Source organism: Nocardia sp. NPDC004582 (assembly GCF_053602115.1).
This window is the reverse complement of the sequence record NZ_JBSGCY010000058.1, coordinates 1-25946: the sequence shown is the minus strand read 5'-3', so window position 1 is coordinate 25946 and position 25946 is coordinate 1. Positions and strand designations below refer to the sequence as shown.

The following is a 25946-nucleotide window of genomic DNA, read 5'->3' as shown; positions in this document are numbered from 1 at the left end:
CGGGCCGGTAGCCTCGCCCGTCATGGACCGGACGGCCCGCCGCGCCACAGCCGGCACCAGGCACGCGGCGGTCGGCTACGCGCTGCTGCTGCCCAGCCTGCTCGGGGTCGGCTGCTTCCTGCTGCTGCCGATCGCGGTGGTGCTGTGGCTGAGCCTGCACAGCTGGAACCTGCTGGGGCCCATCCGATTCACCGGCTGGGACAACTGGCGGTCGGTACTCACCGATCGGCAATTCGGACATTCCATCCTGGTGACGCTGGCGTTGACGGCGCTGGTGGTGCCCGCGCAGACGGTGCTGGGGTTCGCGGTGGCGGCGCTGCTCGCGCGGCGCGGGCGGGCCGGGACCGTACTGCGGGTGGTGTACGCGCTGCCGTGGATGTGCGCGCCGGTGGCGGTGGGAGTGGTGTGGCAGTGGATCTTCGCGCCGACCGGTGGGGCGTTGAACGCCGTGCTGGGACATCGGGTGGAGTGGTTGAGCTCGCCGAGTCTGGCGCTGCCGGCGGTGGCGGTGGTCATCGTGTGGATGAATGTCGGATATGTGGCTTTGTTTTTCGTGGCGGGGATTCGGGCCATCCCGGCCGAGATCCTCGACGCGGGGGCCCTGGACGGGGCCGTCGGATGGCGGCGCGTGCGCTGGCTGCTGCTGCCGCTGCTGCGGCCGACCATGTTCTTCGTACTGGTGACCGGAGTGCTCAGCGTGTTCCAGACCTTCGACGCGGTGTACGCGCTGACCAAGGGCGGGCCGGGCCGGCACACGGATGTCGTTGCCATGCGGATCTATTCGGAGGCGTTCGATGCCGCGCATCCGGGGCGGGCCGCGGTCATGGCGGTGGTGGTGTTCGCGGTGATGTTCGTGATCACGGTGGCGCAGCACCGGTACTTCCGGAATCGGACCAGTTATGAGTATTGACCGGCGGGCGGCGGCGCGGACGGTCGCGGCGTACGGGGTGTTGCTTGTCGGGGCGCTGTTGACGGTGGCGCCGCTGGTGTTGAGCGCGATGACGGCGTTGAAGACACCCCGGCAGTTCGCCGCCGAATCCGCGGTGGCCACACCGCATCCGGTGACTGTGGATAACTTCCGCACGGTGCTGGACCAGGGGCTGGGCCGGGCCATCGCGGTCACCGCGCTGATGACCGTGTGCATAACCTGTGGACAACTCGTCACGTCGATCATGGCGGCGTACGCGTTCGCGCGCACCCGGTTTCCCGGACGGGACGCGCTGTTCTGGGTGTACCTCGGGACCATGATGGTGCCCAGCGCCGTCACCCTCGTCCCGCTGTACCTCATGTTCGCGAAACTGGGGTGGCTCAACACCTTCTGGGCGCTGGTGCTGCCGTTCCTGTTCGGGTCGCCATACGCGATCTTCCTGCTGCGCCAGTACTTCCTGGCCATTCCGGGGGAGATCATCGACGCGGCCCGGGTCGACGGCGCCAACACCCTCGACATCCTGATCGGCGTGGTGGTGCCGATGAGCCGGCCGATTCTGGCCACCCTCACCGTCATCACGGTGGTCTCGCAGTGGAACAGCTTCATGTGGCCGCTGGTGGCCGCGTCCGGGGCGAAATGGCAGGTGCTGACCGTGGCCACGGCCAACCTGCAGACGCGGTACAACGCGCAGTGGACGCTCGTCATGGCCGCCACCACGCTGGCCATCGCGCCGCTGGTGCTGCTGTTCGTGGTCTTCCAGCGGCAGGTGCTGCGGTCCATCGCGGTGACGGGGCTCAAATGAGGAGCCTCCGCGCGAAGGACTCGACCCGGGCCGTGCTCGGGATGATCGTGGTCGCGGTGCTGCTGGTGGCCGCGGCGCTGTGGCTCGGGCGCGACGCCGACAGCGGCGGACGCACGGTGGTGCGGCTGCGCATCTGGGATCAGAGCTTCGTCACCCCCTACCGGGCCGCGCTGGACGAATTCCAGCGCGCCAACCCGGATATCGAGGTGCGAATCACGCTGGTGCCGTGGGCGTCCTACGCGCAGAAGCTGCGGCTGGACGTGACGGGCGGGATCGCCGACGACCTGTTCTGGACCAACCTCTACGAGGACTACGCGGACAGCGGGCACCTGATGGATATCGGCGCGACGCTCGGGCCCGAGGCCACGCGGGGGTGGGACCCACAGGCCGTCACCCAGTTCACCCGGAACGGAACACTCTGGGCGGTACCGCAATTCGTGGACGGCGGCAGCGCGCTCTACGTCAATCGGGACCTGCTCGCGCGGGCCGGGGTCGATCCGGGCGAGCTGGCCGGTCTGCGGTGGAATCCGGATCCGGGGCGGGACAGCTTCCGTCCCGTACTGCGGCGGCTGGCCGCGGTCTCGGCGTGGCCGTACAACGCCGCCAATGACTTTCAGTCGATCTCGCTGCCGTATCTGGGTTCGGCGGGCGGGCAGTTGCAGCGGGACGGGCGGTTCGCGTTCGACTCGGCGGAAGGGCGCGACGCCTACGGGTACACCGTGGGGCTGGTGGCCGACCGGCTCTCACCGTCGGCCGCGGACACCAATACCAGCGGTGACTTCGCCAAGAACGCCTTCCTGCAGGGCCGCATGGCGTTGTTCCAGTCCGGCACCTTCAATCTGGCGACCATCGCGCGGAATGCCGGATTCCATTGGGGATTGGCCATGATTCCCGAAGGACCGGCAGGCCGGGTCAGCGCCAACAATGCCATCGGGGTCGCGGGCAATGCCGCCACCGCTCATCCGGACGCGGTGCGGCGCGTGCTGGCGTGGCTGGGGAGCGCGGCCGGCAACCGCTATCTCGGCCTGGACGGGAACACGATTCCGGCGGTGGTGTCGGAGCAGCGGGTCTATCGCGACTACTGGGCGCGGCACGGCGTGGACGTGTCACCGTTCTTCGACGTGCTGGCCGGCCGGACGATCAGTGCTGGTGGCGGGCCCGGATTCCCGGCGGCGCTGCAGGCGATCACGCCGATCCTCGATGAGATGTACCTGGGCCGTATCCCGGTGCCCGAGGCCCTGACCAGGGCGCGGCAGGCGGCGGACACCGCGGCCGCACAGCGGTGATCGGCGTTCAGATGCGGCTGTGATCGGTGTACGGCGTGCGCGGACCGAACTTCGGCTTGTGCGCGAAACCGGCCAGTCCGAGCAGCCGCACCGCCCGATACCGGTGCGGGCGTAGCGGTTCCAGGTATTCGACCATGGCGTCGTCATCGATCGGCTCGCCCAGCAAGGTCCAGCCGACCGTGGCGGCCAGATGGAAATCGCCCACCGACAAGGCATCCGGATCGCCGAAGGCGCGCTGCGCGATCTCGGCGGCGGTCCAGATCCCGATCCCCGGCACGGTACGCAGCCGGTGCGCGGCGTCGGCGTGGCTCAGGGTCGCGGCCTGCTCCAGCTTCGGCGCGATCCGGGCCGCCAGCACAATGGTTTTCGAACGCTGCGGCCCGACATTGGCGCGGTGATACACCCACGACGGGATATGCCGCCAGGTCTCGGCGTCCGGCATCACCCGCAGGCCCTCCGGCGCGGGTCCGGGCGCGGGAGTCCCGTAGCGCCACACCAGTTTCCGCCAGGAGTCGTGGGCGGTCCTGGTGTGCACCTTCTGTTCCAGGACCGCGGGGACCAGCGCCTCCCACACCAGCCCGGTGCGCAGCATGCGCAGACCCGGATTGCGGCGATGCGCCTCGACGATCTTGGGATGTTCGGGGGTGAAATCGCTGACGTCCTCGTCCAGGCACAGCATGCGCGGCAGCTGTTCGAGGAATTCCTCGCCGCCCGGACCCCAGGCGCGGGCGTCGACGGTGTGCCGATCGCGCTGGCGCAGCCGGTAGGTGACCTCACCCGAGGGCAGCCGCGAGGCGTGCCAGTGCGAGCCGTCGGGGGTCTCGCGGTGGCAGGGGTCGCCGAAACCGCGGCGCAGCGGGGAGATGGTGGCGGCCAGATCCAGCGGCCGGTCCGAGCTCAGCGTGCGGCTGTGCGCCGCGGTGACAGCCGCCGGCCCCCGAGCGGGCTGGGCGGGCGGCGCGGAAGTCACCGCGCCATTCTAGGGACGCCTCACCGGTCCAGCAGGAACTGGGCGAGATGGCGGGCGGACCGCCCGGCCAGCTGCGCGGCCTGGGTCCGGCAGGAGAAGCCGTCGGCGAGCAGGATCGCACCGGCGGGCGCGGCGCGCAGGGCCGGGAGCAGGCCGCGCTCGGCGACCGCGACCGAGACGTCGTGGTGGCCGCGCTGCATGCCGAAGTTGCCCGCGAGTCCGCAGCAGCCGGTGATCTCGACCACCCGCGCGCCGGTGCGGTCCAGGATCCTGCGGTCGGCGGCGAAACCGAACACGGCGTGCTGGTGGCAGTGCGGCTGCACCAGCACCGTGCGGCCGGAGCGGTCCGGGGGCTGCCAGCCGGGCTGGGTCTCCAGGAACTCGGCGAGGGTGTGCACCGCGGCCGCGACGGCGGCGGCGCGCGGGTCGTCCGGCAGCAGGCGGGGCAGGTCGTCGCGGAGGGCGGCGGTGCAGGACGGCTCCATGCCGACGATCACGCCGCCGGCTCGGACGTGGGCGTCGAGCGCGTCGACGGTGGCGCGCAGCCGCCGTCGCGCGCCGTCCAGCTGGCCGGTGCTGATCCAGGTCAGACCGCAGCAGACGCGCCGGTCCGGGATGCGCACATGGTGGCCGAGCGATTCGATCAATTCGACCGTGGCGGTGGCGATCTCGGGGTCGAAGGCATCCGTGAAGGTATCCGTCCACAGCAGCACGCCCGGCCCGTCCTGCCGAGGCGCCGAAGGACGCCAAGTCCGGCGGAAGCTCTTCTTCGCCAGTGCCGGCACCGTGCGGCGGGAATCCATTCCGGCCGCCCGCAATCCGAGTCTGCGCAGCGGACCGGCACCGCTGAGCGCGTTGACCAGACCCGGCAATCGCGACGCCGCTGCCAGCCAGCGCGGCATCTGACCGAGGGTGTAGTGATCGATCGGTCGGGGCCTGCCCTGATAGCGGCGGTACAGCGTCTCCGACTTGTACGTGGCCATGTCGATACCGGCCGGACACTCGGAATGGCAGGCCTTGCAGGACAGACACAGGTCCAAGGACTCCGCGACGGCCTCCGACCGCCAATCCAGCTCGCCCCGGACGACATCCTGGAGCACTCGGGCGCGGCCCCGGGTGCTGTCCTTCTCGTCGGCGGTCGCCAGATAGGACGGGCACATGACACCGCCGGGAGTGTCCGCGCGGCACTTGCCGATACCGACACAGCGGTGCACGGCGGTGGCCAGATCACCGTCGGCGGGGAAGGCGAATCCACCCGTGGTGGGCAACGGGCGCAGGCCGGCCAGGCGCAGATCGGCGTCGAGCGGGCGGGGATGCACGAGGACACCGGGATTCAGGACCGCGTCCGGATCGAACAGCGCCTTGAAGCCCGCGAAGGCGTCGAGCGCGTCCTGGGAGTACATGAGTCGCAACAGATCCGAGCGGGCGCGGCCGTCGCCGTGCTCACCCGACAGCGAGCCGCCGAAACCCACCACCTGCCGGGCCGCGTCCTCGAGGAAGGCACGGAAGCGTTGCGGCGCATCGGCTATCGGCAGATCCAGGCGCACATGGACGCAACCGTCGCCGAAATGGCCGTACAGCAGGCCGTCCACGCCGTGCTCACGGGTGAGCCGCGCGAAGTCGCGCAGGTAGTCGCCCAGGCGGGCGGGCGGCACCGCGGAGTCCTCCCAGCCGGGCCAGGCCGGATGACCGTCCGGAGTGCGTCCGGCCAGGCCCGCGCCGTCGGCTCGGATGCCCCACAGGGCGCGAGCCTCGGCCGCGTCGGTCACCAGCCGGGAATCGAGGGCGTGGGCGGACGCGCGCAATGCCTCGGCCTGCTCGCGCGCTTGTTCCGGTGTGTCACCGTCGATTTCGATCAGGAGCCAGCCGCCGCCGCGCGGCAGTTCGGGTACCGCGCCCCGGTGCGCCCGCACCACATCGACCAGGCGGGCATCCATACCTTCCACCGCGATCGGCCCGGCGGCCATGATCGTGGCGATATCGTCGGCGGCCGTGGGCATATCCGGGTAGCCGAGCACCACCAGCACGGTCGCGGCGGGCACCGGGACCAGATCGACGGTCGCGTCGAGCAGAAGTCCACAGGTTCCCTCGGTGCCGACGAAGGCCTTGGCCACCGACGAACCGCGCTCCGGCAGGAGGTGTTCCAGCGCGTATCCGGAGGCCTGCCGCTCGAATCTGCCGAGTTCGGTGCGGATCAGGGCCAGGTGTTCGCGGGTGAATTCGGGCAGTCCGGCCAGTACCGACGGGTCGCTCGCGAGGGTCCGCTCCAGGCCGCGCCCGTCGAGAATCCGCAACTCCCGCACCGTATCCGAGGTCCGGCCCCAGGCCACGGCGTGCGGGCCGCAGGCATTGTTGCCGATCATCCCGCCCAGGGTGCACCGGTTCTGGGTGGACGGATCCGGGCCGAACCGCAGCCCGTGCGCACCCGCCCGCCGCTGCAGCGCGGCCAGCACCACGCCCGGCTGCACGCGCGCGATCCGCCGCTCGGGATCGAGCTCGAGGATCGCCGTCAGGTGGCGGCTGAAGTCGAGGACCAGTCCGGGCCCGATGGCATTGCCGGCGACCGAGGTACCCGCCCCGCGCGCGGTCACCGACAGCCCTTCCGCCCGCGCGACATCGAGGGCGGCGGTCACGTCGGCCGCGTCGCGCGGGAACACGACGGCCGCCGGCGGCACCCGATAGTTCGACGCGTCCGAGGCGTACTCGGCCCGGCGGCGCGGTCCGGTGTCGACCTCGCCGGTGATCGACCCGCGCAATGCCCGCTCCCACGCCGCGCTCACGTCCCGACCTCGTTTCACGGGTCCAACCCTAGGCGGGTTTCGCTGCGAGCGAACTCCTGACCAGGCCGGAAGTACTTGCTCTCAACCTTTGTTGAGGTCTTAGTGTCGGTGGTGCGGGGTTGAGTCGTACCCCGGACAGGTGAGGAGCCGGGATGAGTATCGAATCGGTCGCGTGGAATCAGCTCTATCGGCAGATGCACGCGCCTACGGAGCAGCGGCCGCTGCGGATGGCGACGGCGAAGCGGATTCTCGCTTTCGCGCGCCCTCATCACCGGCAGCTGGTGTCATTCCTGATCTTCAGCATCGTCTCCGCGCTGCTCGCGGTGGCGACGCCGGTGCTGGCGGGACGGGTGGTCGACGCCATCGTCTCGCACGGCGCGCCGCGAACGGTCATCGTCCTGGCGGTGATCATCGCGGTGGTCGCGGTCCTGGATGCCGGGCTGGGCCTGGTCATCCGCTGGCTGTCGGCGCGCATCGGGGAAGGGCTCATCTTCGATCTGCGCACCGCGGTGTTCGACCACGTCCAGAAAATGCCGATCGCCTTCTTCACGCGTACCCGGACCGGCGCACTGGTGAGCCGGTTGAACAATGACGTCATCGGGGCGCAGCGGGCGTTCAGCACCACCCTGTCCGGGGTCGTCACGAATGTGGTGACCCTCGCGCTGACGCTGGCCGTGATGCTGCGGCTGTCCTGGCAGATCACCCTGCTCGCGCTGGTGCTGCTGCCGGTGTTCGTCCTGCCCGCGCGGCGCATGGGCGAACGGCTGGCCGGGATCCAGCGCGAGGCGGCCGGGCTCGACGCGGCCATGAGCACCCAGATGACCGAACGCTTCTCCGCGCCCGGCGCGACCCTGGTCAAACTGTTCGGACGGCCGCGGCAGGAGTCGGCGGAGTTCGGGCTGCGGGCCGGACGGGTGCGCGATATCGGGGTGCGCACCGCCATGCTGCAAACGGTCTTCGTCACCGCGCTCACCCTGGTCTCGGCGCTGGCGCTGGCGCTGGTCTACGGGCTCGGCGGCTACCTCGCGCTGCAGGGACAGCTGGAACCCGGTTCGGTGGTGGCCCTTTCGCTGCTGCTGACCCGGCTGTACTCGCCGCTCACCGCGCTGGCCAGCGCCCGCGTGGACGTGATGTCGGCACTGGTGAGCTTCGAGCGGGTCTTCGAGGTGCTGGATCTGAAGCCGCTGATCGAGGATTCGCCGCTGGCCGGTCCGGTGCCGCCGGGGCCGGTAGCCGTCGAGCTGGACGGCGTCAGCTTCGGCTACCCGTCGGCGGACAAGGTGTCGCTGGCCTCGCTCGAGGATGTGGCCACCCTGGACACCCGCGGCGGCGAGGAGGTGCTGCACGAGGTGTCGCTGCGCGCCGAACCCGGGCAGATGGTGGCGCTGGTCGGGTCCTCGGGGGCCGGGAAATCCACCATCGCGCAACTGGTTTCGCGACTCTACGACGTGGACTCGGGCGCCGTGCTGCTGGGCGGCAAGGATGTGCGGGAACTGACCGGCCAGTCCATCCAGGACACCGTCGGCCTGGTCACCCAGGACGGGCACCTGTTCCACGACAGCATTCGCGCCAACCTGCTGCTCGCCCGGCCCGAGGCCACCGAGGACGAGCTCTGGGACGCGCTGCGGCGGGCCCGGCTGCGCGACCTCATCGAATCCCTGCCCGACGGCCTGGACACCGTGGTCGGCGAGCGCGGCTACCGCCTGTCCGGCGGGGAACGGCAGCGGCTCACCATCGCCCGCCTGCTGCTCAAGCAGCCGCGGGTGGTGATCCTCGACGAGGCCACCGCCTCGCTGGACTCCACCTCCGAGGCCGCCGTGCAGGAGGCGCTGGCCGAGGCGCTCGACGGCCGCACCGCCCTGGTCATCGCGCACCGGCTGTCGACCATCCGCAATGCCGACCAGATCATCGTGCTCGAGCACGGCCGCATCGTGGAACGCGGCACCCACACCGCACTGCTCGCCGCGGACGGCCGCTACACCGAGCTGTACCGCACCCAGTTCGCCGACTCCAGCGTGCCCGCGACGGCGTGACCGGAATCGGCGGGGTCGGCCTGATCGGACCGAACGCCTTGCCGGATCGGCAAAAGAATTCGAGGTGGGTGCGCGCTCCCCGATAGCGTCGGGGCATGAGCGCTCACTCCCACGAACAGGCAGGCACGCACGGGCACCAGCATTCTCATGGTCACGGCCATGGGCACGCACACGGCCACGGCCACACCCACGACGGAATCGACTGGGCGACCATGATTCCCGATCTGCAGCGCGACGACGCCATGTCGGCCGACACCAATGCCGAGATCGCGCGACGACTGATCGGCTCGATTCCCGCCGGAAGCGAGGCGGTCGTGCTGGACATCGGCGCCGGCGCGGGCGGCCAGAGCGTGGCGTTCGCACGCGAGCTGCTCGCCCGCGGCGGCGGCCGGCTGCTGATCGTCGACGCGGTGCCCGAACTGCTCGAGGTCGCCCGGCAGGCCGTGAAGGTCGCGCTCGACGGCGACGACCGGGTACGGGTCGAGACGGTGACCGCCGACGCCGCGGCCGCGGATTTCGGCGCGGGGCTCCCGGCCGCGGACCTGGTGTGGGCCTCCCGGATGGTGCATCACCTGCCCGATCAGCAGGCGGGCGTGGCGCGCCTGGCCGGACTGCTGCGCCCCGGCGGACGGCTGGCGCTGGCCGAGGGCGGGATGAGCGTGCGCTGCCTGCCGTGGGAACTCGGCATCGGCGCGCCCGGCCTGCAGGATCGGCTGCTGGGCCTGCGCGACGCGGGCTTCGCGCAGATGCGCACCGACATCACCGGCGCGGTCCCCATGCCCTACGGCTGGAATGTGGCGCTGACCCGGGCCGGACTGGCCGAGGCCACCTCCTTCAGCGTGCTCACCGACCATCCCGCGCCGCCCGCCCCGGCCGTGCGCGACAGCGTGGTGGCGTGGCTGACCGGATTGAGCGAGCGGGTCGGTGAACGCCTCGACGCGGCGGATCGGGACACCATCGCGGCCCTGCTGGATCGCGGCGCCGACTCGTATATCGGTGCGCGCGAGGACATTTACATTCTCGGAGTCACCACGGTGTTCGTCGGCCGCCGCTGACCCGGCTCCCGCGACGCCGCGGGACGACCCCGCCGGTCGGGCGCGATCGTGATCTGGCCGTGCCCGAACCGACACCGTGTTGTGGCCGCAGAACCCGCTCCGACCTCCCCAAATGCCCTGCTATGCGGCATAATTCGAGCTCCCATGGCATAACCCACATGATCGTTTCACATGCCAGGGGGAGGAGTTTCGGTGACCCGTACCAAGGAGCAGCGGCAGACGGCCGCGACCCGCGTCGACGATATCGGGGGCGTGCTCGGCGCACGCCGATATCGGCCCACGATGGAGGCGCCTCCCCTGGAACTACGGGTGACCAGCGGCACCAAACGCACCGACGAGGACTGGACGGTCCCCAAAGAGCTGGTGGCCGAATGCGTTTCGGGCAAGCTGGTCATGGACTTCACCCAGGCCCGGTGCTCGCGGCGTGAGATCGACATCCGGGTCGCGGCCGGTGCGGGCACCGTCCTGCTGATCGTGCCGCGCGGCTGGCGGGTCGACACGGACGGGGTGCGGCCCGGCAACGGCACCGTCGCCAACCGGGTCAAGCTGCCGCGGTTCCCGGGCGCCCCGCTGATCCGGGTCACCGGGGAGGTCGATTCGGGTGCGGTGAAGGCGCGCTACGCCTACCGCTCGCCCATCGGGCTGTTGCGCCGCTCTCGTTGACCCGGGCCCGGCGGTTTCCCGCGGATCCCGGCATTCCGGCAGACCATGCGGTATGACGGAAGGGTGACGCGCTGGCTGCTGCACGTCGACCTCGACCAATTCCAGGCCGCGGTCGAATTCCGGCGGCACCCGGAACTGCGCGGGCAGCCGGTCATCGTGGGCGGCAACGGCGATCCCACCGAACCGCGCAAAGTGGTGTCCTGCGCCTCCTATCCGGCGCGGGCCTTCGGCGTACGAGCCGGCATGCCGCTGCGCACCGCCGCACGGGTCTGCCCGGACGGGGTCTTCCTGCCGCAGGATCTGGCCACCTACGCCGAGGCGTCCGAGGAGATCATGGCGCTGCTGCGCACCTTCCCCGGCCGGGTGGAAGTGCTGGGCTTCGACGAGGCGTTCCTGGCGGTCGACACCGAGGACCCTGAGGAACTGGCGCGCGAGATCCGCTCGGCCATCGCGGAATTGGATCTGACCTGCGCGGTCGGCATCGGGGACAACAAGACCCGGGCCAAGCTGGCCACCGGGTTCGCCAAGGCCGTCGGGAAATCGCTGCCCGCGGCCGGCGAGCCGCCGCCGGAGCAGGACGCCGGGACCGGGATCTTCCGGCTGACCAGCGCCAACTGGGTCGAGTTGATGGCACACCGGCCGACCACCGCGCTGTGGGGAGTCGGCGCGCGCATCGCGAAACGCATGAGCGGGTTGGGGATCGAGACCGTGGCCGATCTGGCCGCCGCCGACCGGGCCGTGCTGGCCGCCGAATTCGGGCCGAATACCGGGCCCTACCTGTGGGTACTCGGGCACGGCGCGGGCGACACCGATATCGCCGAGCCGCGAGAACCGGTGGGGCACAGCCGCTCCGAGACCTTCCCGCGCGACCTCACCGAACGCCACGAGTTCGACGCCGCGGTGGTGCGGCTGGCCACCCAGGTGGCCGAGGAGACCTTCGCCGCCGGACGGGCTGTCGGGCGGGTGAGCGTGACAGTGCGGACCACGACCTTCTTCACCCGCAGCAAGCAGCGGAAACTGCCCGCGCCGACAACCGATGTGGACGAGATCGCGCAGACCGCACTCGAGGTGTTGCACGCGTTCGAGCTGGATCGGCCCATCCGGTTGCTGGGGGTCCGGGTCGAGTACGCCATGCTGTGATCAGGTCTACCGACGGAAGGCATCCTCTCGATGAGCAACTACGAGAACATCCTGTTCGAGCACGACGGCCCGATCGCCCGCATCACGCTGAACCGGCCGAACGCCGCCAATGGCATCGATCAGGCGCTCGCCGAGGAGCTGGAGCGCGCGGCCACCTACTGCTCGGAGGATCCGGCGATCAAGGTCGTGGTGCTGACCGGCGCCGGGCGGTTCTTCTCCGCGGGCGGCGACGTGCGGGCCATGGCGGCCAGCGGTGACACCGGCGCGTTCATCGAGAAGCTGGCCGGGACCCTGCACCGCGCGGTGTCCGCGCTGGCGCGGATGGACGCGCTGCTCATCGTCGGCGTGAACGGCACCGCCGCGGGCGCGGGCATGAGCCTCGCGGTGGCCGGTGACCTGGTGGTGGCCGCCGAGTCCGCCGCCTTCACCATGGCGTACACCAAGATCGGCCTGAGCCCGGACGGCGGCGCGTCCTACTATCTGCCGCGCCTCATCGGCCTGCGCAAGACCCAGGAGCTCATGCTCACCAACCGCACGCTGCGCGCGGCCGAGGCCCTCGAATGGGGACTGCTGCACCGCGTCGTCGCCGACGACGAGCTGACCGGGGCGGTCGAGGCGCTGGCCCAGGAGTTCGCGGCCGGTCCCAAGGCCTCCAACGCGGCGGTGAAGAAGCTGCTGCTGGTCTCCGGGCAGCACAACCTGGAGGAGCAGCTCAACACCGAGGCCGCGTTCATCACCCGCAACTCGGAGTCGGCCGATGGCCAGGAAGGTATCGCCGCCTTCACCGGGAAGCGCGCCCCGAAGTACGCCTGACCTTCCGATTCGCCTGAGACCGGCCGTTTTCCCCGATCCGGCCGGTGCTCGGCCCCCTATGCTCGGACCATGGGTTTCCAGGCGATGGTGGCACACGAATCGGACAGCGGGATCGCCCTCCTCCGGGAGGAAGTCACCGACGACTTCCTCATGCCGGGTGACGTGACGATCAAGGTGCATTTCTCGAGCGCCAACTACAAGGACGGACTGGCCATCACCCCGCGCGGCGGCGTGGTGCGGCAGTACCCGCTCATCCCCGGCATCGACCTCACGGGCGAGGTGGTCAGCTCCACCGATCCGGAATTCGCCCCCGGCGACCTGGTCGTCGCGCACGGCTACGACATCGGTGTCGCCCACCACGGCGGCTTCGCCGAATACGCCCGCGTCCCCGCCGGCTGGGTGGTGAAACTGGACGGCCTCACCCCGCGCGAGGCCGCGGCCATCGGCACCGCGGGCTACACCGCCGCTATGAGCGTGCAGGCTCTGCTGGACCGCGGCGTCACCGTCGGCGACGGTCCGGTGCTGGTCACGGGCGCGACCGGCGGCGTGGGCAGCGTGGCGGTCGACATCCTGTCCGGTCTCGGCTTCGAGGTGATCGCCTCGACCGGCAAACTGGGTGCGACCGAACTGCTTTCGGCCCTCGGCGCGAGTTCGGTCATCGGCCGCCTGCCCGGCGAGGGCGAGAAGCTCCGCGCCCTCGGCAAGGCCCACTGGGCCGCCGCGGTCGACAGCGTCGGCGGCGAATCCCTCGCCCACATCCTCAGCACCGTCAAATACGGTGGCGCGGTGGCGGTCTCCGGCCTCACCGGCGGCTCCGACCTCCCCACCACCGTCATGCCCTTCATCCTCCGCGGCGTCGCCCTGCTCGGCATCGACTCCGCGCACTTCCCCATCGCCCAGCGCCGCGACCTCTGGGCCCGCCTCGCCAAAGACCTGAAACCCCAGCACCTCTCGTTGCTGGAGAATTACGCGCCCATTACCGAAGCCGAGCCCGTCCTCCGCTCCATTCTCGACGGAACCCACTCCGGCCGAACGATTCTCGGTGTGGCCGGGGAGTTCTGACCAGGGCGTTCATCGTTTCATGTGAAACATGTAGCGTTGCCCATCGGTTGCCGCAATCAGCCCGCCAGCACCTCGAGAGCGGCGGACAGGTGCGGCAACGCGGTGGGCCCATAGGAGGAGGCGATCTCGGCCAGCGCCCGGGCCAAATGCGGAGCGATGCCCGACGCCGGGAGGAGTTCCTCGGCCAGGACGATGCCGCCGACGATGTGGTCGGCCTTGATGCGCTGGTCGCGGGTGACTTCGTAGCGCCAGGAACCGATTTGGACGCGTTCGGGGTCGGAGCGGAACAGGGATTTCCGGGGTGGGGTCCGGGTTACTCCGGGGACGTTGGCGAAGACGGTGAAGACCATGGCCAGGCCGCCGGGGCCGTCGAGGGCGGAGGCGATGGCTCGGGTGGCGGAGTCGAGGTCGAAGTCGGTCACTGGTTCATTCCGAGGGTGAATTGGGGAGTGATGGGGTCGCCCTCGTTGATGCGGCGGATGGCGGTGCCGGAGGCGTAGAACTCGACGGTGTGGTAGCCCCAGGCGTAGTTGGAGATGTCGACGCCGACGCCGGTGACACCCGTCGCGCCGTCGCGTTCCGCTTCGGCTTGCATGCGGGACATGGCGAGTTCGCGGGCCTGGTAGTTGCCCTGGGTCCACTGGGGCATCTCCATATTGCGGCCCATCTGGCTGAGCATCTGGCGGAAGCCCTGCACGGCCACATGGAAGACGCAGTTGCCCATCACGAAGGCGATGGGGGCGTAGCCGGTGCGCATCAGGGTCACCAGATCCTGGCCGGAGAGGTGGCTGGTGAAGGCCTGGCCGTTGGGGCGACGGTAGCTGCCGGGGGCCTTCGCATAGCGCACGGCCGTGCCGACCGCGATGAATTCCAGGTGTTCGAGGGATTCGCCGTGCTGACGCCATTCCAGGCGGACGCCCACGACACCGTCGGCCTGGAGGGCGTCGGCCTCGGCCTGCATGCGGGACATGGCGTTCCAGCGGGCCCGGTAGGTGGCCTCGGTCAGCACCGGAAGCTCCTGCTGCTGGCGGATGCCGGTGAACTGGAAGCCGACGTGATAGACCGACACGCCCATCACCAGGTCGATGGGTTCGAAGCCCGCGCCGTGTAGCAGCGCGAACTCGTTGACCGACAGGTCGGAGGTGAAAATGCGGTTCGCGTGCGAGAGGCGTTCGCCCGCGACCTGATCGAGCTGTTGCGGCTGACTCGGCTGGTTGGGTTGCATGCTGTTCACCCTCCGTCGGATCCCGGTTGGATCCCTCCCCGAGGGTACGACCGGAACACCCCTGCGGCCTGCCGAAACGACAGGAGCCGTGGGTCCGCCCAGCGGACCCACGGCTCCTGCTCGAGCACTTACGCGGTGGCGCTCAGCTGCCGCCCGTCGTAGGCCGGTTCGGCGACCGGCTCGATGGCGTAGGCCAGGATCTCGGCCACGTCGGCGACGGGGCGGACATCCAGGGCAGCCAGCACCTCGGCGGGGACCTCGTCCAGATCCGGCTCGTTGCGGGCCGGGATGAACACGGTCTTCAGGCCGGCGCGCTGGGCGGCGAGCAGCTTCTGCTTCACGCCGCCGATCGGCAGCACCCGTCCGTTCAGCGTGACCTCACCGGTCATGCCGACATCCGCGCGGACCTGTCGGCCCAGCGCCAGCGACACCAGGGCGGTGACCATGGTGACGCCCGCGGACGGTCCGTCCTTCGGGACCGCGCCCGCCGGGAAGTGGATGTGGATATTGCGATCCAGCACGCTCGGCTCGATGCCGATCTCCTCCAGGTGGGAGCGGACGTAGGTCAGGGCGATCTGCGCGGACTCCTTCATGACGTCGCCCAGCTGGCCGGTCAGGGTCAGCGAGCGATCGCCCTCGGCGGCGTTCGCCTCGATGTAGAGGACGTCGCCGCCCGCGCCGGTCACGGCCAGACCCGTCGCGACACCGGGGACCGCGGTGCGTTCCACCCCGTCGGGGGTGAAGCGCGGCCGGCCCAGGTAGTCCTTCAGGTCACCGAGTCCGATCACCAGTTTGCCGGTGTCCGCACGGGTTTCGGTGTCGTAGCCCAGGTTCTTGTCGTAGCCGAGCCCCTCCGGCACGAATTCGCCCTTGCTGACCAGGCTTTCGGTATCGGAGATGTCCGCCGATTCCGACAGCTTGGTCGCGGCCTTGCGCAGCGCCTTGGCGATCAAGCGTTCCATCTGCCGCACACCGGCTTCCCGGGTGTAGTTGGCGGCGACCTCACGCAGCGCCTCGTCGGTGATCGAGACCTCCTCGGCGGTCAGGGCGTTGCGCTCCAGCTGCCGCGGGATCAGGAAGTCGCGGGCGATGGCCACCTTGTCGGCCTCGGTGTAGCCGTCCACGCTGATCAGTTCCATGCGGTCCAGCAGCGGGCCGGGAATCGTCTCCAGGACGTTCGCGGTCGCGATGAACAGCACGTCGGACAGGTCCAGATCCAGGTCCAGGTAGTGGTCGCGGAACGTGTGGTTCTGCGCCGGGTCCAGCACCTCCAGCAGGGCCGCCGCGGGATCGCCGCGGAAGTCGCTGCCGACCTTGTCGATCTCGTCCAGCAGGACAACGGGATTCATCGATCCCGCCTCCTTCATGGCGCGCACGATGCGGCCGGGCAGCGCGCCGACGTAGGTGCGCCGGTGGCCGCGGATCTCGGCCTCGTCGCGCACGCCGCCCAGGGCGACGCGAACGAACTTGCGGCCCAAGGCCCGTGCCACGGACTCACCCAGCGAGGTCTTGCCGACACCGGGCGGACCGACCAGCACCAGCACCGCGCCGGAACCGCGTCCGCCGACGACCTCCAGGCCGCGGGCGGCCCGGCGGGAACGCACGGCCAGGTACTCGACCATGCGGTCCTTGACCTCGTCCAGGCCGTGGTGATCGGCGTCCAGCACCGCGCGGGCGGCCGAAACATCGGTGGAGTCGGTGGTTTTCACCGTCCACGGCAGTTCCAGCACGGTGTCCAGCCAGGTGCGGATCCAACCCGTCTCCGGGCTCTGATCACTGGAGCGCTCCAGTCGTCCGACCTCGCGCAGCGCGGCCTCGCGGATGTCGTCGGGCAGGTCGGCGTTCTCGACGCGGGTGCGGTAGTCCTCGGCGCCGTCCGGCTCGTCCTCGCCCAGTTCCTTGCGAATCGCGTTGAGCTGCTGGCGCAGCAGGAATTCGCGCTGGGTCTTCTCCATCCCCTCGCGCACGTCCTCGCTGATCTTCTCGCTGATCTCGGTCTCGGCGATGTGCTGGGTGGTCCAGTCGATCAGCTTGTGCAGTCGCGCCTGGGTATCCGGGGTGTCGAGGATCTCGCGCTTCTGCTCGTTGCTCAGGTAGGAGGCCCACCCGGCGGCGTCGGCCAGCGTGGACGGATCGTTCATCTGATTGACCGCGTCGATCACCTGCCACGCCTCACGGCGCTGCAGGACCGACACGACCAGCTTCTTGTATTCGGCCGCGAGCTCTTTGGTGCGCCCGTCGGCGGCCGGAATCTCGACCGGCTCGGCCTCGACCCAGAGCGCCGCGCCGGGTCCGGTCACGCCGTGGCCGATCTTGGCCCGGCTCTCGGCCTTCAACACCGCCGCGGGCGCGCCGCCGCGCATCCGGCCGACCTGTTCGATGGTGGCCACCACGCCGTAGGTGGCGTATCCCTCATCGAGGCGAGGCGCGACCAACACCTGGTTGACCTTGCCCGCGCGGGCGGCATCGATGGCGGCCTGCGACGACTCGTCCAGCTCGATCGGCACGACCATGCCGGGCAGCACGATCGGATCGGTCAGGAACAGGACCGGCAGGTTCTGAGGTGTAGGCACGTCTTCGACCCCTTCCAAGGTTGAGCGTTACCCAGTCAACCCTGGAGGTATACCGATTGTTCCACCCCACTGTTCGCCGGCGGCGAACGTGGCCGCGACCTAGCGAATGACCTAGGGAATGAGGATCGGGACCAGGTAGGTCTTGGCGAAGGCGGTGAGGGCGGGCTCGGAGTCCAGGTCGATGCCGCCGGTCGGCTGCAGGATGACCGAGTGGACGATTCGGCAGACGACCTCGGTGCGGGAGGAGAGGTCCGGCGGTTCGGGTAGGTCGTTGTCGGCCAGGACTTTTCGGAGGAGATCGGTGGCGGAGACGACGGCCAGCACGAAAGGGGCCGCGCCCTCGGTGGTGAATTGCGGGAGCAGGCGCTCGGGCTCGAGTGTGAGCAGGCGCTCGACCAGGGGGTGGGTGCGCCAGCGGGTGACGACGGTGGTGAAGACGGCGGCGACCGCGTCGGCGAAGGTGTCGTGGCGGGCCGGAATGTCGTTCAGATCGTCGAGCAGGATCCGAACCTCGCGGGCGGTGACGGCTCGGACCAGCTCGTCGCGGGAGCCGATCCGGCGGTAGACCGTGACGCGGTCCACCTCGGCTTGCCGGGCCACGTCCTCGACAGTCGTCTTCTTCACGCCCACGCGCCCGAACTGGATCAGGGCGGCGTCGAGGATGCGGTCCTCGATGGTGTCCGTTCCGGGGGTGTCTTTCGAGGTGGCGGCTGTCGGGGGCACGGTTCGAGGCTAACAGCCGGGTGCATCGATGCAACAATTCGTGGCGATTTGTGGCTGCAACATTGCCATGGTGTTTGTTGCTTTGTTACGGTCGGCCCATGGCTGAGGACAGTGCGACGAGGCGCTCCTATCAGGACGAGGCCCACGCGATTCAGGCTCGGGACGTGCATTTCGACTTCTCGTCGGTGCCGATGCACTACATCCCGGGGGAGGTGCTGGCGACCCACGTCGTGAATGTCATGCATCTGGTGCTGCCGGAGGGGGAGCGGGCCATGGCGGCCTGTCTCGCCGAGGCGCTGCCGTTGATCGACGACGAACGGTTGCGGGAGGAGGTCGCGGGGTTCGTCGGGCAGGAGTCGATGCACGCGAGCAGCCATGAGGGGGCGCGGAAGCACCTGCAGGAGATCGGGCTCGACGTCGAGTCGTATGTCTCGAGGATCGCGTGGCTCACCGATCGGGTACTCGGCGATCACGGGCTGACCGGGCGGGCGAAGCGGGAGTGGCTGAAGGAACGGCTCGGATTGTTCGCGGGGATGGAGCATTTCACCGCGGTGATCGGGGAGTGGCTGCTGGAGACCGATGCGCTGGAGCGCGCGGGGATGGATCCGACCATGCTGGACCTGGTCCGGTGGCACGGCGCCGAGGAGGTCGAACACCGGAGTGTGGTGTTCGACGCGTACATGCACGTCGACGGCGGATACGGGCGGCGGGCCCGGACCGGGCTGCTGGCCGGTGGACTGCTGCTGCCGCTGTTCGTGGTGTCGACCGCGTACCTGTACCGGCGCGATCCGAGCCCGGACAAGGGCCGGTTCTGGCTGACACAGTTCGTGAGCGCGACCCGGCGGCAGGTGATTCCGAGCTTCACCACCTTCATCACCGAGATGCCGCGCTACCTGGACCGGAGTTTCCATCCCGCCCAGCTGGGTTCGATGGACAACGCGCTGCGCTACCTGGCGCACTCGCCGGCGGCCCGCGCATGACGGCCGCGCCGACCTTCGGCCTGCGGGCGCTGGGCGCGGCGGTGGACGTGTACAAGAAGGTGTTCACCACTCCCGCGTTGTCGCGGCCGCATCCGGTGCGCCACCACGGATTCGACCTGGACGTCGTCGTCGAGACCGTCGAGGCGGAAGCCGAGGATGTGGTGAGCCTGACCCTGGTGCGGCCCGGCCGGGAACGACTGCCCGCCTGGCGACCCGGATCGCATCTGGACGTGTTCCTGCCGTCGGGGCGGCAGCGGCAGTACTCGCTGTGCGGGGATCCCGTCGATCAGCACTGCTATCGGATCGCGGTGCGCCGCCTGCCCGACGGCGCCGGCGGATCACTGGAGATGCACACGCTGCGCCCCGGCGATCCGATGCGAATTCGCGGCCCCCGCAACGCGTTCACGTTCGTGGCGCACGCGCCTTCCTATCTCTTCCTCGCCGCCGGAATCGGCATCACGCCGATCCTGCCGATGGTGCGCGCGGCCGGAACCCGCGGCCGGCTGGTGTATCTGGGGCGGTCCCGCGAAACCATGCCCTTCTTGGACGAACTACCCGGCGACGCCGATATCCACCCCGACGACGAAGCCGGCGTGCCCGATATCGATGCGATCCTGCGGACCGCCGCCCCCGGCGCGGCCGTCTACGTCTGCGGTCCGCCGCCGGTCCTGGCGGCCGCGCAGCGCACGCTGTTCGCGGTGAATCCGACGGCCTCACTGCACACCGAACGCTTCTCCGCGCTCCCCGTGCTCGACGGCCGCGAGTTCGATCTGAGCCTGGCGCGCAGCGGAATCCAGGTGCGGGTCGGCAGCGCCGAGACCGCGCTCGACGCCATCCGCCGGGTGCGACCCGGCGTCGCCTACTCCTGCCGCCAAGGCTTCTGCGGCACCTGCAGGACGCGCGTGCTGTCCGGCGCGATCGATCATCGCGACCGGCTGCTCACCGATGCCGAACGACCCGGCCACATGCTCACGTGTGTGTCCCGCTCGGTCGACGGCCCGCTCACTCTCGACCTCTGAAGAGGGAATCATGACCACACGGAAGGGCTCGCCGGGACCGGCGGCCACCGAACACCGTAGCATCGTCATCCTCGGCGCGGGCTTCGGCGGGATCGGACTCGCGATCAAGTTGCGGGAAGCCGGATTCGAGGATCTGGTGCTGCTGGAACGCGCGGCGGATCTGGGCGGGACCTGGCAGGCCAATACCTATCCCGGATGCGCGTGCGATGTGCCGTCGCAGTTGTACAGCTACTCGTTCGCGCCGAATCCCGACTGGTCGCGCACGTATGGGCGGCAGCCGGAGATTCTGGCGTACATCCGGGCTGTCGCCACCGAACACGATGTGGTGCGGCATATCCGGCTCGAGACCGACGTGCTGGACGCGCGGTGGGACGAGGAGCGTTCGCATTGGCTGATCGAGACCTCGCGGGGGCCGATCACGGCGGACTACTTCATCGCGGCGGCGGGGATCTTCGCGGAGGCGAAGTATCCGGACCTGCCGGGGCTGGATGCCTTCGAGGGCAAGGCGTTTCACTCGCTGCACTGGGACCACTCCCATGATCTGACCGGCGAGCGGGTCGCGGTGATCGGGACCGGCGCGTCGGCGGTGCAGTTCATTCCCGAGATCCAGCCGAAGGTCGCCCGGCTGACCGTGTTCCAGCGTTCCGCACCCTGGATCGTGCCGCGCCTGGATCGGCGGACGCTCGACATGGAACGCGCGCTGCTGCGCCGGATTCCCTTGACGCAGCGTCTGGTTCGCGGCACCTGGTACGCGCTGATCGAGAGTTTCGGCCTGGTCGGATTCGTGGACAACCGGTTCCGGCACCCGTTCGAGACGCTCGGGCGGATCCAGTTGCGACGCCAGATCCGCGATCCGGAGCTGCGCGCGCAGCTCACCCCGGACTACATGATCGGCTGCAAGCGGGCCATCTTCTCCGACGCCTACCTGCCCGCGCTGGAACGGGACAATGTCGAGGTCGTCACCGACGGTATCGCGGAGGTCCGCCCGCATTCGGTGGTGACCCGCGCCGGCGTCGAAATCCCCATCGACACCATTGTTTTCGGCACCGGCTTCGAACCCATCGCCGCCGCCTTCGAACGCATCACCGGCCGCGACGGACGCAGCATCGCGGAGTTGTATCGCCAACAGCCGCGCACCTATCTCGGGACGGCCGTCGCGGGCTTCCCCAACTTCTTCTGCACCCTCGGCCCGTTCGGCGCGGCGGGCAACCAGTCGGCCGTCTACATGATCGAGTCGCAGATCGCGTACATCGTCGACGCCCTCACCACCGTGCGCGACCGCGGCGCACGCCGGATCGAGGTGCGGGGCACGCGACAGGACGCGTTCGTGGCCGAGATGCACCGGCGCAGCGCGGCCACGGTGTGGCTGACCGGCGGCTGCGAGACGTACTACACGACGCCGGACGGCGGCAATGCCGGGCTGTATCCGGGCTGGAGCTTCGAGTACCGCAGGCGCACACAACAATTCGATTCCGACGCGTACGAGGTGAGCGCCTGATGGCGTACGACATCGCCGGCAAGGTCGTCCTGATCACGGGCGCGGGCCAGGGCATCGGCCGGGCCCTCGCCACCGTCCTGTATCGGCGCGGCGCGCGGGTGATCGTGGCCGATATCGACGAAACCGCCACGCGGCGAACGGCACTCGACCTCGGCGAGCGGTCCCACGCCGTGACCGCCGACGTCACCGACCGGCAGCGGATGGCGGCCGTGGTCGCCGAGACGGTCGAGCGGTTCGGCGGCCTGGACGTGGTGGTCGCCAACGCGGGCGTGACACCGGCGCCCGCCACCCTGCGCACCATGGATCCGCGCGACTTCGACCGGGTCATCGGCATCAACCTCACCGGCGCCTTCAATACCGTGCACCCCGCCCTCGAGCACATCGTCCGCGCCCGCGGGCACGTCGTGGTGGTGTCCTCGTGCGCCGCTTTCGCCCCCGGCATGGGTGGCTCGCCATACATGATGAGCAAGGCCGCGGTCGAGCAGCTGGGTCGCGCGCTGCGGGTGGAGCTCGCCGCGAGCGGGGCCACCGCCGGGGTCGCCTACTTCGGCATCGTCGAGACCGCGATGACCCATGACATGCTCGACGCCGACGAGCTCGGCCGCCGCCTGGACGCGCTGCTGCCCTGGCCGCTGAACGTGCGCATCACCGCGGACCAGGCCGCCCGCACCATCGCCGATGGCATCGCGCGCCGCGCGCCCCGCACCATCGCACCGCGCGGATGGACGCCCTACTCCCTGCTGCGCGGCGCGATCAATGTCGCGCTCGACGGGCGGCTGGCCGCGAATCCCGCTGTCCACCAGCTCATTCACGCGATCGAGGACCGCCGGTGACCGAGACTGTGCCCGCGGCCTTCCAGCACACCGCCGCCGAGTAGGCGAGAGAGTTCGACGGTCTCCACGAAATCAGGGGTTGACGCGGTTGGCTAACTCGATTAGCTTTATGGCTATCGCAGTTAGCTACTCCCAGAGAGCGGAAGACCATGACGCAGTACGTGGACATCGACGGCGGCCGGATCGCATACGACGAGCAGGGCACCGGCCCCCTGGTGGTGCTGTCCCACGGGATGGGCATCGACCGCACCGTGAACCGGCACCTCGCCCCACTGCTGGCGGCGGCCGGATACCGGGTGGTCAACACCGATATGCGCGGCCACGGCGAATCCAGCCTGGACTGGGCGTCGGAGACCGGCAAGGCTGCCATCAGCCGCACCGACGTCGCCCATGACCTGCTGGCCGTCATCGAGCGGCTGGGCGGCGGTCCCGCCATCGTGGTGGGTCACTCGCTCTCGGGCGGCTCGGCCACCATCGCCGCCGCGCTGCGCCCCGATCTGGTCCGGGCGATCGTGGAGATCAACCCCTTCACCCTCACCCAGAAGGCCGATGTGGCAGCGCTTCTCACCAACGCGCGCCACCGCCGCGGCATGCTCCCGCTGATGGGCACCATGATGTTCAAGAGCATCGGGCAGTGGCTGAAGTACCTGCGGGTGGCCATGCCCTCCCAGCCCGCCGACCTCGACGTCTACCTGGGCGAGGTGGCCGCCAAGCTGCGCGAGCCCGGCCGCCTGGCCGAGTTCATGAAGTGCGGCAAGTCCACCCCGGCCGACGCGGAAGCCCAGGTGCCCAATGTGACCCAGCCGGCGCTCATCCTGATGGGCGGCGCCGACCCGGACTTCCCGAGCCCGGAGGCCGAGGGCCAGCGCATCGTCGCCGCCCTGCCCGCCGGACTGGGCAGCCTGGGCCTGATCGCGGGCACCGGCCACTACCCGCAGTTCGAGGCCGCCGAGCGCACCGCCGAACTGATGCTGCCGTTCCTGAAGGAACATCATGCCTAGGGTCGGGCTGAACCGGACCGACGTCATCGCCGCCGGCGCCGCCCTCACCGACGAGGTCGGCTTCGGCGACCTGGCGCTGGGCGCGCTCGCGCAGCGGCTCGGGGTGCGCACGCCGTCGCTGTACAAGCACATCGAGAGCCTGGCCGACCTGCAGCACGGCATCGCCGCGCTCGCCATGGCCGAACTCGACACGCGGGTCCGCGACGCCATGCACGGACTCGCGGGCCGCGACGCGCTGAACGCCTTCGCCAACGCCTTCCGCGGCTACGTGGTCGAGCATCCGGGCCGGTACGCCGCCACCGTGGGCGCGCGCTTCACCGGGCCGGATGATCCACTGCTGCAATCGGGTTCGCGACTGCTGGAATCCATGGAGGCGGTGCTGCGCGGCTACGGCATCGCCGAGGACGAGATGGTGCACGCGCTGCGCACGCTGCGCTCCACCTTCCACGGTTTCGCCAGCCTGCAGGCCTCCGACGGTTTCCAGTGGAGCGACGACGCCGAGCAGAGTTTCGTCTGGATGATCCGTTTTCTCGACCGTGGACTCACCGACATCGGCCTACGATGAGCCGATGACGATGCTGGCCGCACGACTCCACCTGGGACCCGAACGCCGACTCGAACTGGACCGGGTGCCGATCCCGGAACCCGGCCCGGACCACGTCCTGATCAAGGTCGAGGCCGCCGGTGTGTGCCTGTCCGACGTGCATCTCATCGACGGCACCCTGACCCCGCTGTTCCTGCGCGGCGACGTGGTGACGCTGGGCCACGAGGTCGCGGGCACCGTCCACGCCCTCGGCCCCGGGGTCACCACCGCCAAGGTCGGCGATCGAGTCCTGTTGCAGGCGGGCGAACTGCGCGGCGGCGCCACCTTCACCCGCGGCGTCGACTACGACGGCGGCTGGGCCGAATACACCCTCGCCCGCATCGACACCCTGGTGCCGATTCCGGACGAACTGCCCTTCGAGCAGGCCTGCTTCATCCCCGACGCGGTGTCCACGCCGTGGGCGGCCATCACCGCCACCGCCGAGGTGAAAGCCGGTGAGGCGGTCGGCGTCTGGGGTGTCGGCGGACTCGGCGCGCATGGGATTCAGCTGCTGCGCCTGGTCGGCGCCGCACCCATCATCGCGATCGATCCGCTGCCCGCCGCCCGCGAGCGGGCACTGTCCTTCGGCGCGGATCTGGCGTTCGACCCCGCCGATCCGGACCTGCGCGCCAAGATCTTCCAGGCCAGCGGCACCGGTCTGGCCGCGGCCTTCGACTTCGCGGGCGTGGCCCCGGTGCGCGAACAGGCGGTGACCTGCCTCGCGCCGCAGGGCCGCCTGGTGCTGGTCGGGCTCACCGACAAACCGATCACCATCACCGGCGGCACCGCGTTCAGCTTCTTCCAGCAGCAGCTGCGCGGACACTACGGTTCCGCGCCCGAGCACGTCACCCAGCTGGTGAAACTGCAAGGGCTGCAACGGATCGACTTCGCCCGCTCGGTGAGCGCCGTGGTGCCGCTCGCCGACGCTCCCAAGGCCGTGCACGCCCTGGAGGCCAAGGAGGGCAACCCGATCCGAATCGTCCTGAAGCCATAGGCGAATCGAACGCTCGCGGGTTAACCGAGCCGGCGCTGGAAGACGTTGGCGGACTGCCCGTTCGAGAGATCGACGGTGTAGACCCCCAGGTCCGCGGACGTGGGGGTCAGATCCAGGACCATGAAGCCGAGGTCGTCGTAGTTCTCGTACAACGCGCCGTTGGGGCTGCCCTTACCGCCCGAGGACGGTTCGCCGTGCACGGATTTCGCGGCCGCGCCGGAGATGATCTGCCGGGTGCCCTTCGAGGCCGGGGTGGGTTCGAGCACCTGAAGGGAGTGGTCGTGGCCCGACAGCAGGAACTGGCAGCGGCCCACCACGTGCGCCTCGAAGAAGTCCCGGGCATGGCGGCCGTCGATCGGGTCGATGCTGAATCCGTCGTATTCACCGGCATTCCCGTGCGGGCCGTTGTTCCGGTACGGGTGGTGGGTGCAGGCGATCTTCCAGGGGGCGGTGGACTCGTCGAGCGCGCGGTCCAGCCAGGCCGCCTGCTCGGTCATGAACTGGCCGTCGGCCGCCCAGTACGGCTGGAAGAGCGGAGGCAGGTAGGCGGCGACGGGGTTCAGGTCGAGCACGAAGAACTCGACCACCGGGTTCTCCCGCGGCACCCGCACCGAGTAGTAGCGCGATGGCATGAACCAGCGGGCCGAGCGGGCGTGATAGGCCACCTCGTGATCGCCGCGCAGCAGCCAGCCGCCGTCGCCGGGCAGGATCGAGGAGTTGTCGTGATTGCCCTGCACCATGAGCCACGGGAAGTCGAGGCCGTGGTTGGGGTCCTCGAACTTGGCCGCGAACTGGGCGTCGTCATCGGCCCAGGGACCCTGCTCGTAGACGTTGTCGCCGAGGGCGAGGGCGAGCGAGAACGGGTCGCGCGCATGCTGTTCGCGCATGGCGTCGGCCCCCGAAGGGCCGCGCTGGCTGCCGGGACAGGACGTGGTGGTCGTCGACGGCGTGATCACCGCCATCGGATCCGGCGCGGGCGCCGGAC

General features: G+C 69.9%; 23 protein-coding genes. 16 read left to right on the top strand and 7 right to left on the bottom strand.

All coding sequences use genetic code 11. The annotated features are described in order from the left end of the window. The first annotated feature begins 22 nt into the window (after positions 1-22). Genes ACWELJ_RS17905 through ACWELJ_RS17895 form a run of 3 tightly spaced genes read left to right on the top strand, consistent with a single transcriptional unit; the run spans position 23 to position 3016 of the window. Positions 23-910: a carbohydrate ABC transporter permease gene (locus ACWELJ_RS17905; protein ID WP_452367243.1), complete on the top strand. Its 888-nt coding sequence runs from the start codon at positions 23-25 to the stop codon at positions 908-910. Continuing rightward, entirely contained in the window at positions 900-1730 is an 831-nt protein-coding gene (locus tag ACWELJ_RS17900) for a carbohydrate ABC transporter permease (RefSeq protein WP_452367242.1), read from the top strand. Before ACWELJ_RS17905 ends, ACWELJ_RS17900 begins: the two co-directional genes overlap by 11 nt. Continuing rightward, a complete protein-coding gene (locus ACWELJ_RS17895; RefSeq protein WP_452367241.1) occupies positions 1727-3016 on the top strand; it encodes an extracellular solute-binding protein in 1290 nt (429 codons plus the stop codon). Before ACWELJ_RS17900 ends, ACWELJ_RS17895 begins: the two co-directional genes overlap by 4 nt. Positions 3017-3023: 7 nt before the next feature. Here the strand turns inward: ACWELJ_RS17895 and ACWELJ_RS17890 are convergent, their stop codons facing one another. Together ACWELJ_RS17890 and ACWELJ_RS17885 are read right to left on the bottom strand one after the other, a co-directional pair. Beyond that, the gene (locus ACWELJ_RS17890) at positions 3024-3917 is read right to left on the bottom strand and encodes a DNA-3-methyladenine glycosylase family protein (RefSeq protein WP_452367257.1); all 894 of its coding nucleotides are present in this window, start codon (positions 3915-3917) and stop codon (positions 3024-3026) included. An 89-nt stretch (positions 3918-4006) separates the two neighbouring features. Next, positions 4007-6784, bottom strand: coding sequence for an FAD-binding and (Fe-S)-binding domain-containing protein (locus ACWELJ_RS17885; protein ID WP_452367240.1), 2778 nt, complete (start codon positions 6782-6784; stop codon positions 4007-4009). A 134-nt stretch (positions 6785-6918) separates the two neighbouring features. Between ACWELJ_RS17885 and ACWELJ_RS17880 the strand changes: the two genes are divergently transcribed. The 6 genes from ACWELJ_RS17880 (at position 6919) to ACWELJ_RS17855 (ending at position 13532) form a co-directional block, all read left to right on the top strand. Then, entirely contained in the window at positions 6919-8799 is a 1881-nt protein-coding gene (locus ACWELJ_RS17880; RefSeq protein ID WP_452367239.1) for an ABC transporter ATP-binding protein, read from the top strand. Positions 8800-8894: 95 nt separating this feature from the next. After that, positions 8895-9854, top strand: a complete 960-nt coding sequence (locus ACWELJ_RS17875) for a class I SAM-dependent methyltransferase (RefSeq protein WP_452367238.1) — start codon at positions 8895-8897, stop codon at positions 9852-9854. A gap of 192 nt (positions 9855-10046) precedes the next feature. Beyond that, entirely contained in the window at positions 10047-10517 is a 471-nt protein-coding gene (locus tag ACWELJ_RS17870; RefSeq protein ID WP_452367237.1) for a hypothetical protein, read from the top strand. A gap of 63 nt (positions 10518-10580) precedes the next feature. After that, a complete protein-coding gene (locus ACWELJ_RS17865; RefSeq protein ID WP_452367236.1) occupies positions 10581-11657 on the top strand; it encodes a DNA polymerase IV in 1077 nt (358 codons plus the stop codon). A 30-nt stretch (positions 11658-11687) separates the two neighbouring features. Next, positions 11688-12470 (top strand): enoyl-CoA hydratase/isomerase family protein, encoded by a 783-nt coding sequence (locus tag ACWELJ_RS17860; RefSeq protein WP_452367235.1) that lies wholly within the window; start codon positions 11688-11690, stop codon positions 12468-12470. A gap of 69 nt (positions 12471-12539) precedes the next feature. Next, complete coding sequence (locus ACWELJ_RS17855; RefSeq protein ID WP_452367234.1) at positions 12540-13532, top strand: oxidoreductase; 993 nt, start codon at positions 12540-12542, stop codon at positions 13530-13532. A gap of 56 nt (positions 13533-13588) precedes the next feature. On the opposite strand, the gene ACWELJ_RS17850 is transcribed toward ACWELJ_RS17855, so the two are convergent. From ACWELJ_RS17850 to ACWELJ_RS17835, 4 genes are all read right to left on the bottom strand, one after another. Further along, positions 13589-13954 carry a DUF5073 family protein gene (locus tag ACWELJ_RS17850; protein WP_452367233.1) on the bottom strand — a complete coding sequence of 122 codons (366 nt, stop codon included), beginning with the start codon at positions 13952-13954 and terminating at the stop codon, positions 13589-13591. Beyond that, positions 13951-14757, bottom strand: coding sequence for a heavy metal-binding domain-containing protein (locus ACWELJ_RS17845; RefSeq protein ID WP_452367232.1), 807 nt, complete (start codon positions 14755-14757; stop codon positions 13951-13953). Before ACWELJ_RS17845 ends, ACWELJ_RS17850 begins: the two co-directional genes overlap by 4 nt. A gap of 128 nt (positions 14758-14885) precedes the next feature. Further along, positions 14886-17270 carry an endopeptidase La gene (gene lon / locus ACWELJ_RS17840; RefSeq protein ID WP_452367256.1) on the bottom strand — a complete coding sequence of 795 codons (2385 nt, stop codon included), beginning with the start codon at positions 17268-17270 and terminating at the stop codon, positions 14886-14888. A gap of 171 nt (positions 17271-17441) precedes the next feature. Then, on the bottom strand, positions 17442-18053 hold the full coding sequence (locus ACWELJ_RS17835; RefSeq protein ID WP_452367231.1) for a TetR/AcrR family transcriptional regulator: 612 nt from the start codon (positions 18051-18053) through the stop codon (positions 17442-17444). 98 nt (positions 18054-18151) lie between these two features. On the opposite strand from ACWELJ_RS17835, the gene ACWELJ_RS17830 reads away from it, so the two are divergent. The 7 genes from ACWELJ_RS17830 to ACWELJ_RS17800 all read left to right on the top strand — a co-directional run bounded on the left by ACWELJ_RS17830 (position 18152) and on the right by ACWELJ_RS17800 (position 24961). After that, positions 18152-19033 carry a metal-dependent hydrolase gene (locus tag ACWELJ_RS17830; RefSeq protein ID WP_452367230.1) on the top strand — a complete coding sequence of 294 codons (882 nt, stop codon included), beginning with the start codon at positions 18152-18154 and terminating at the stop codon, positions 19031-19033. Then, complete coding sequence (locus ACWELJ_RS17825; RefSeq protein ID WP_452367229.1) at positions 19030-20052, top strand: PDR/VanB family oxidoreductase; 1023 nt, start codon at positions 19030-19032, stop codon at positions 20050-20052. Before ACWELJ_RS17830 ends, ACWELJ_RS17825 begins: the two co-directional genes overlap by 4 nt. 10 nt (positions 20053-20062) lie before the next feature. Further along, the gene (locus ACWELJ_RS17820; protein ID WP_452367228.1) at positions 20063-21550 is read left to right on the top strand and encodes a flavin-containing monooxygenase; all 1488 of its coding nucleotides are present in this window, start codon (positions 20063-20065) and stop codon (positions 21548-21550) included. Then, positions 21550-22383, top strand: a complete 834-nt coding sequence (locus ACWELJ_RS17815; RefSeq protein ID WP_452367227.1) for a short-chain dehydrogenase/reductase — start codon at positions 21550-21552, stop codon at positions 22381-22383. The genes ACWELJ_RS17820 and ACWELJ_RS17815 overlap by 1 nt, the downstream gene beginning before the upstream one ends. Before the next feature lie 149 nt (positions 22384-22532). Continuing rightward, a complete protein-coding gene (locus tag ACWELJ_RS17810; RefSeq protein WP_452367226.1) occupies positions 22533-23384 on the top strand; it encodes an alpha/beta fold hydrolase in 852 nt (283 codons plus the stop codon). After that, on the top strand, positions 23377-23949 hold the full coding sequence (locus ACWELJ_RS17805) for a TetR/AcrR family transcriptional regulator (protein ID WP_452367225.1): 573 nt from the start codon (positions 23377-23379) through the stop codon (positions 23947-23949). The genes ACWELJ_RS17810 and ACWELJ_RS17805 overlap by 8 nt, the downstream gene beginning before the upstream one ends. 4 nt (positions 23950-23953) lie before the next feature. Next, a complete protein-coding gene (locus tag ACWELJ_RS17800; RefSeq protein WP_452367224.1) occupies positions 23954-24961 on the top strand; it encodes a zinc-binding dehydrogenase in 1008 nt (335 codons plus the stop codon). Between the two features lie 20 nt (positions 24962-24981). On the opposite strand, the gene ACWELJ_RS17795 is transcribed toward ACWELJ_RS17800, so the two are convergent. Then, complete coding sequence (locus ACWELJ_RS17795) at positions 24982-25848, bottom strand: metallophosphoesterase (protein ID WP_452367223.1); 867 nt, start codon at positions 25846-25848, stop codon at positions 24982-24984. Between the last annotated feature and the right edge of the window lie 98 nt (positions 25849-25946).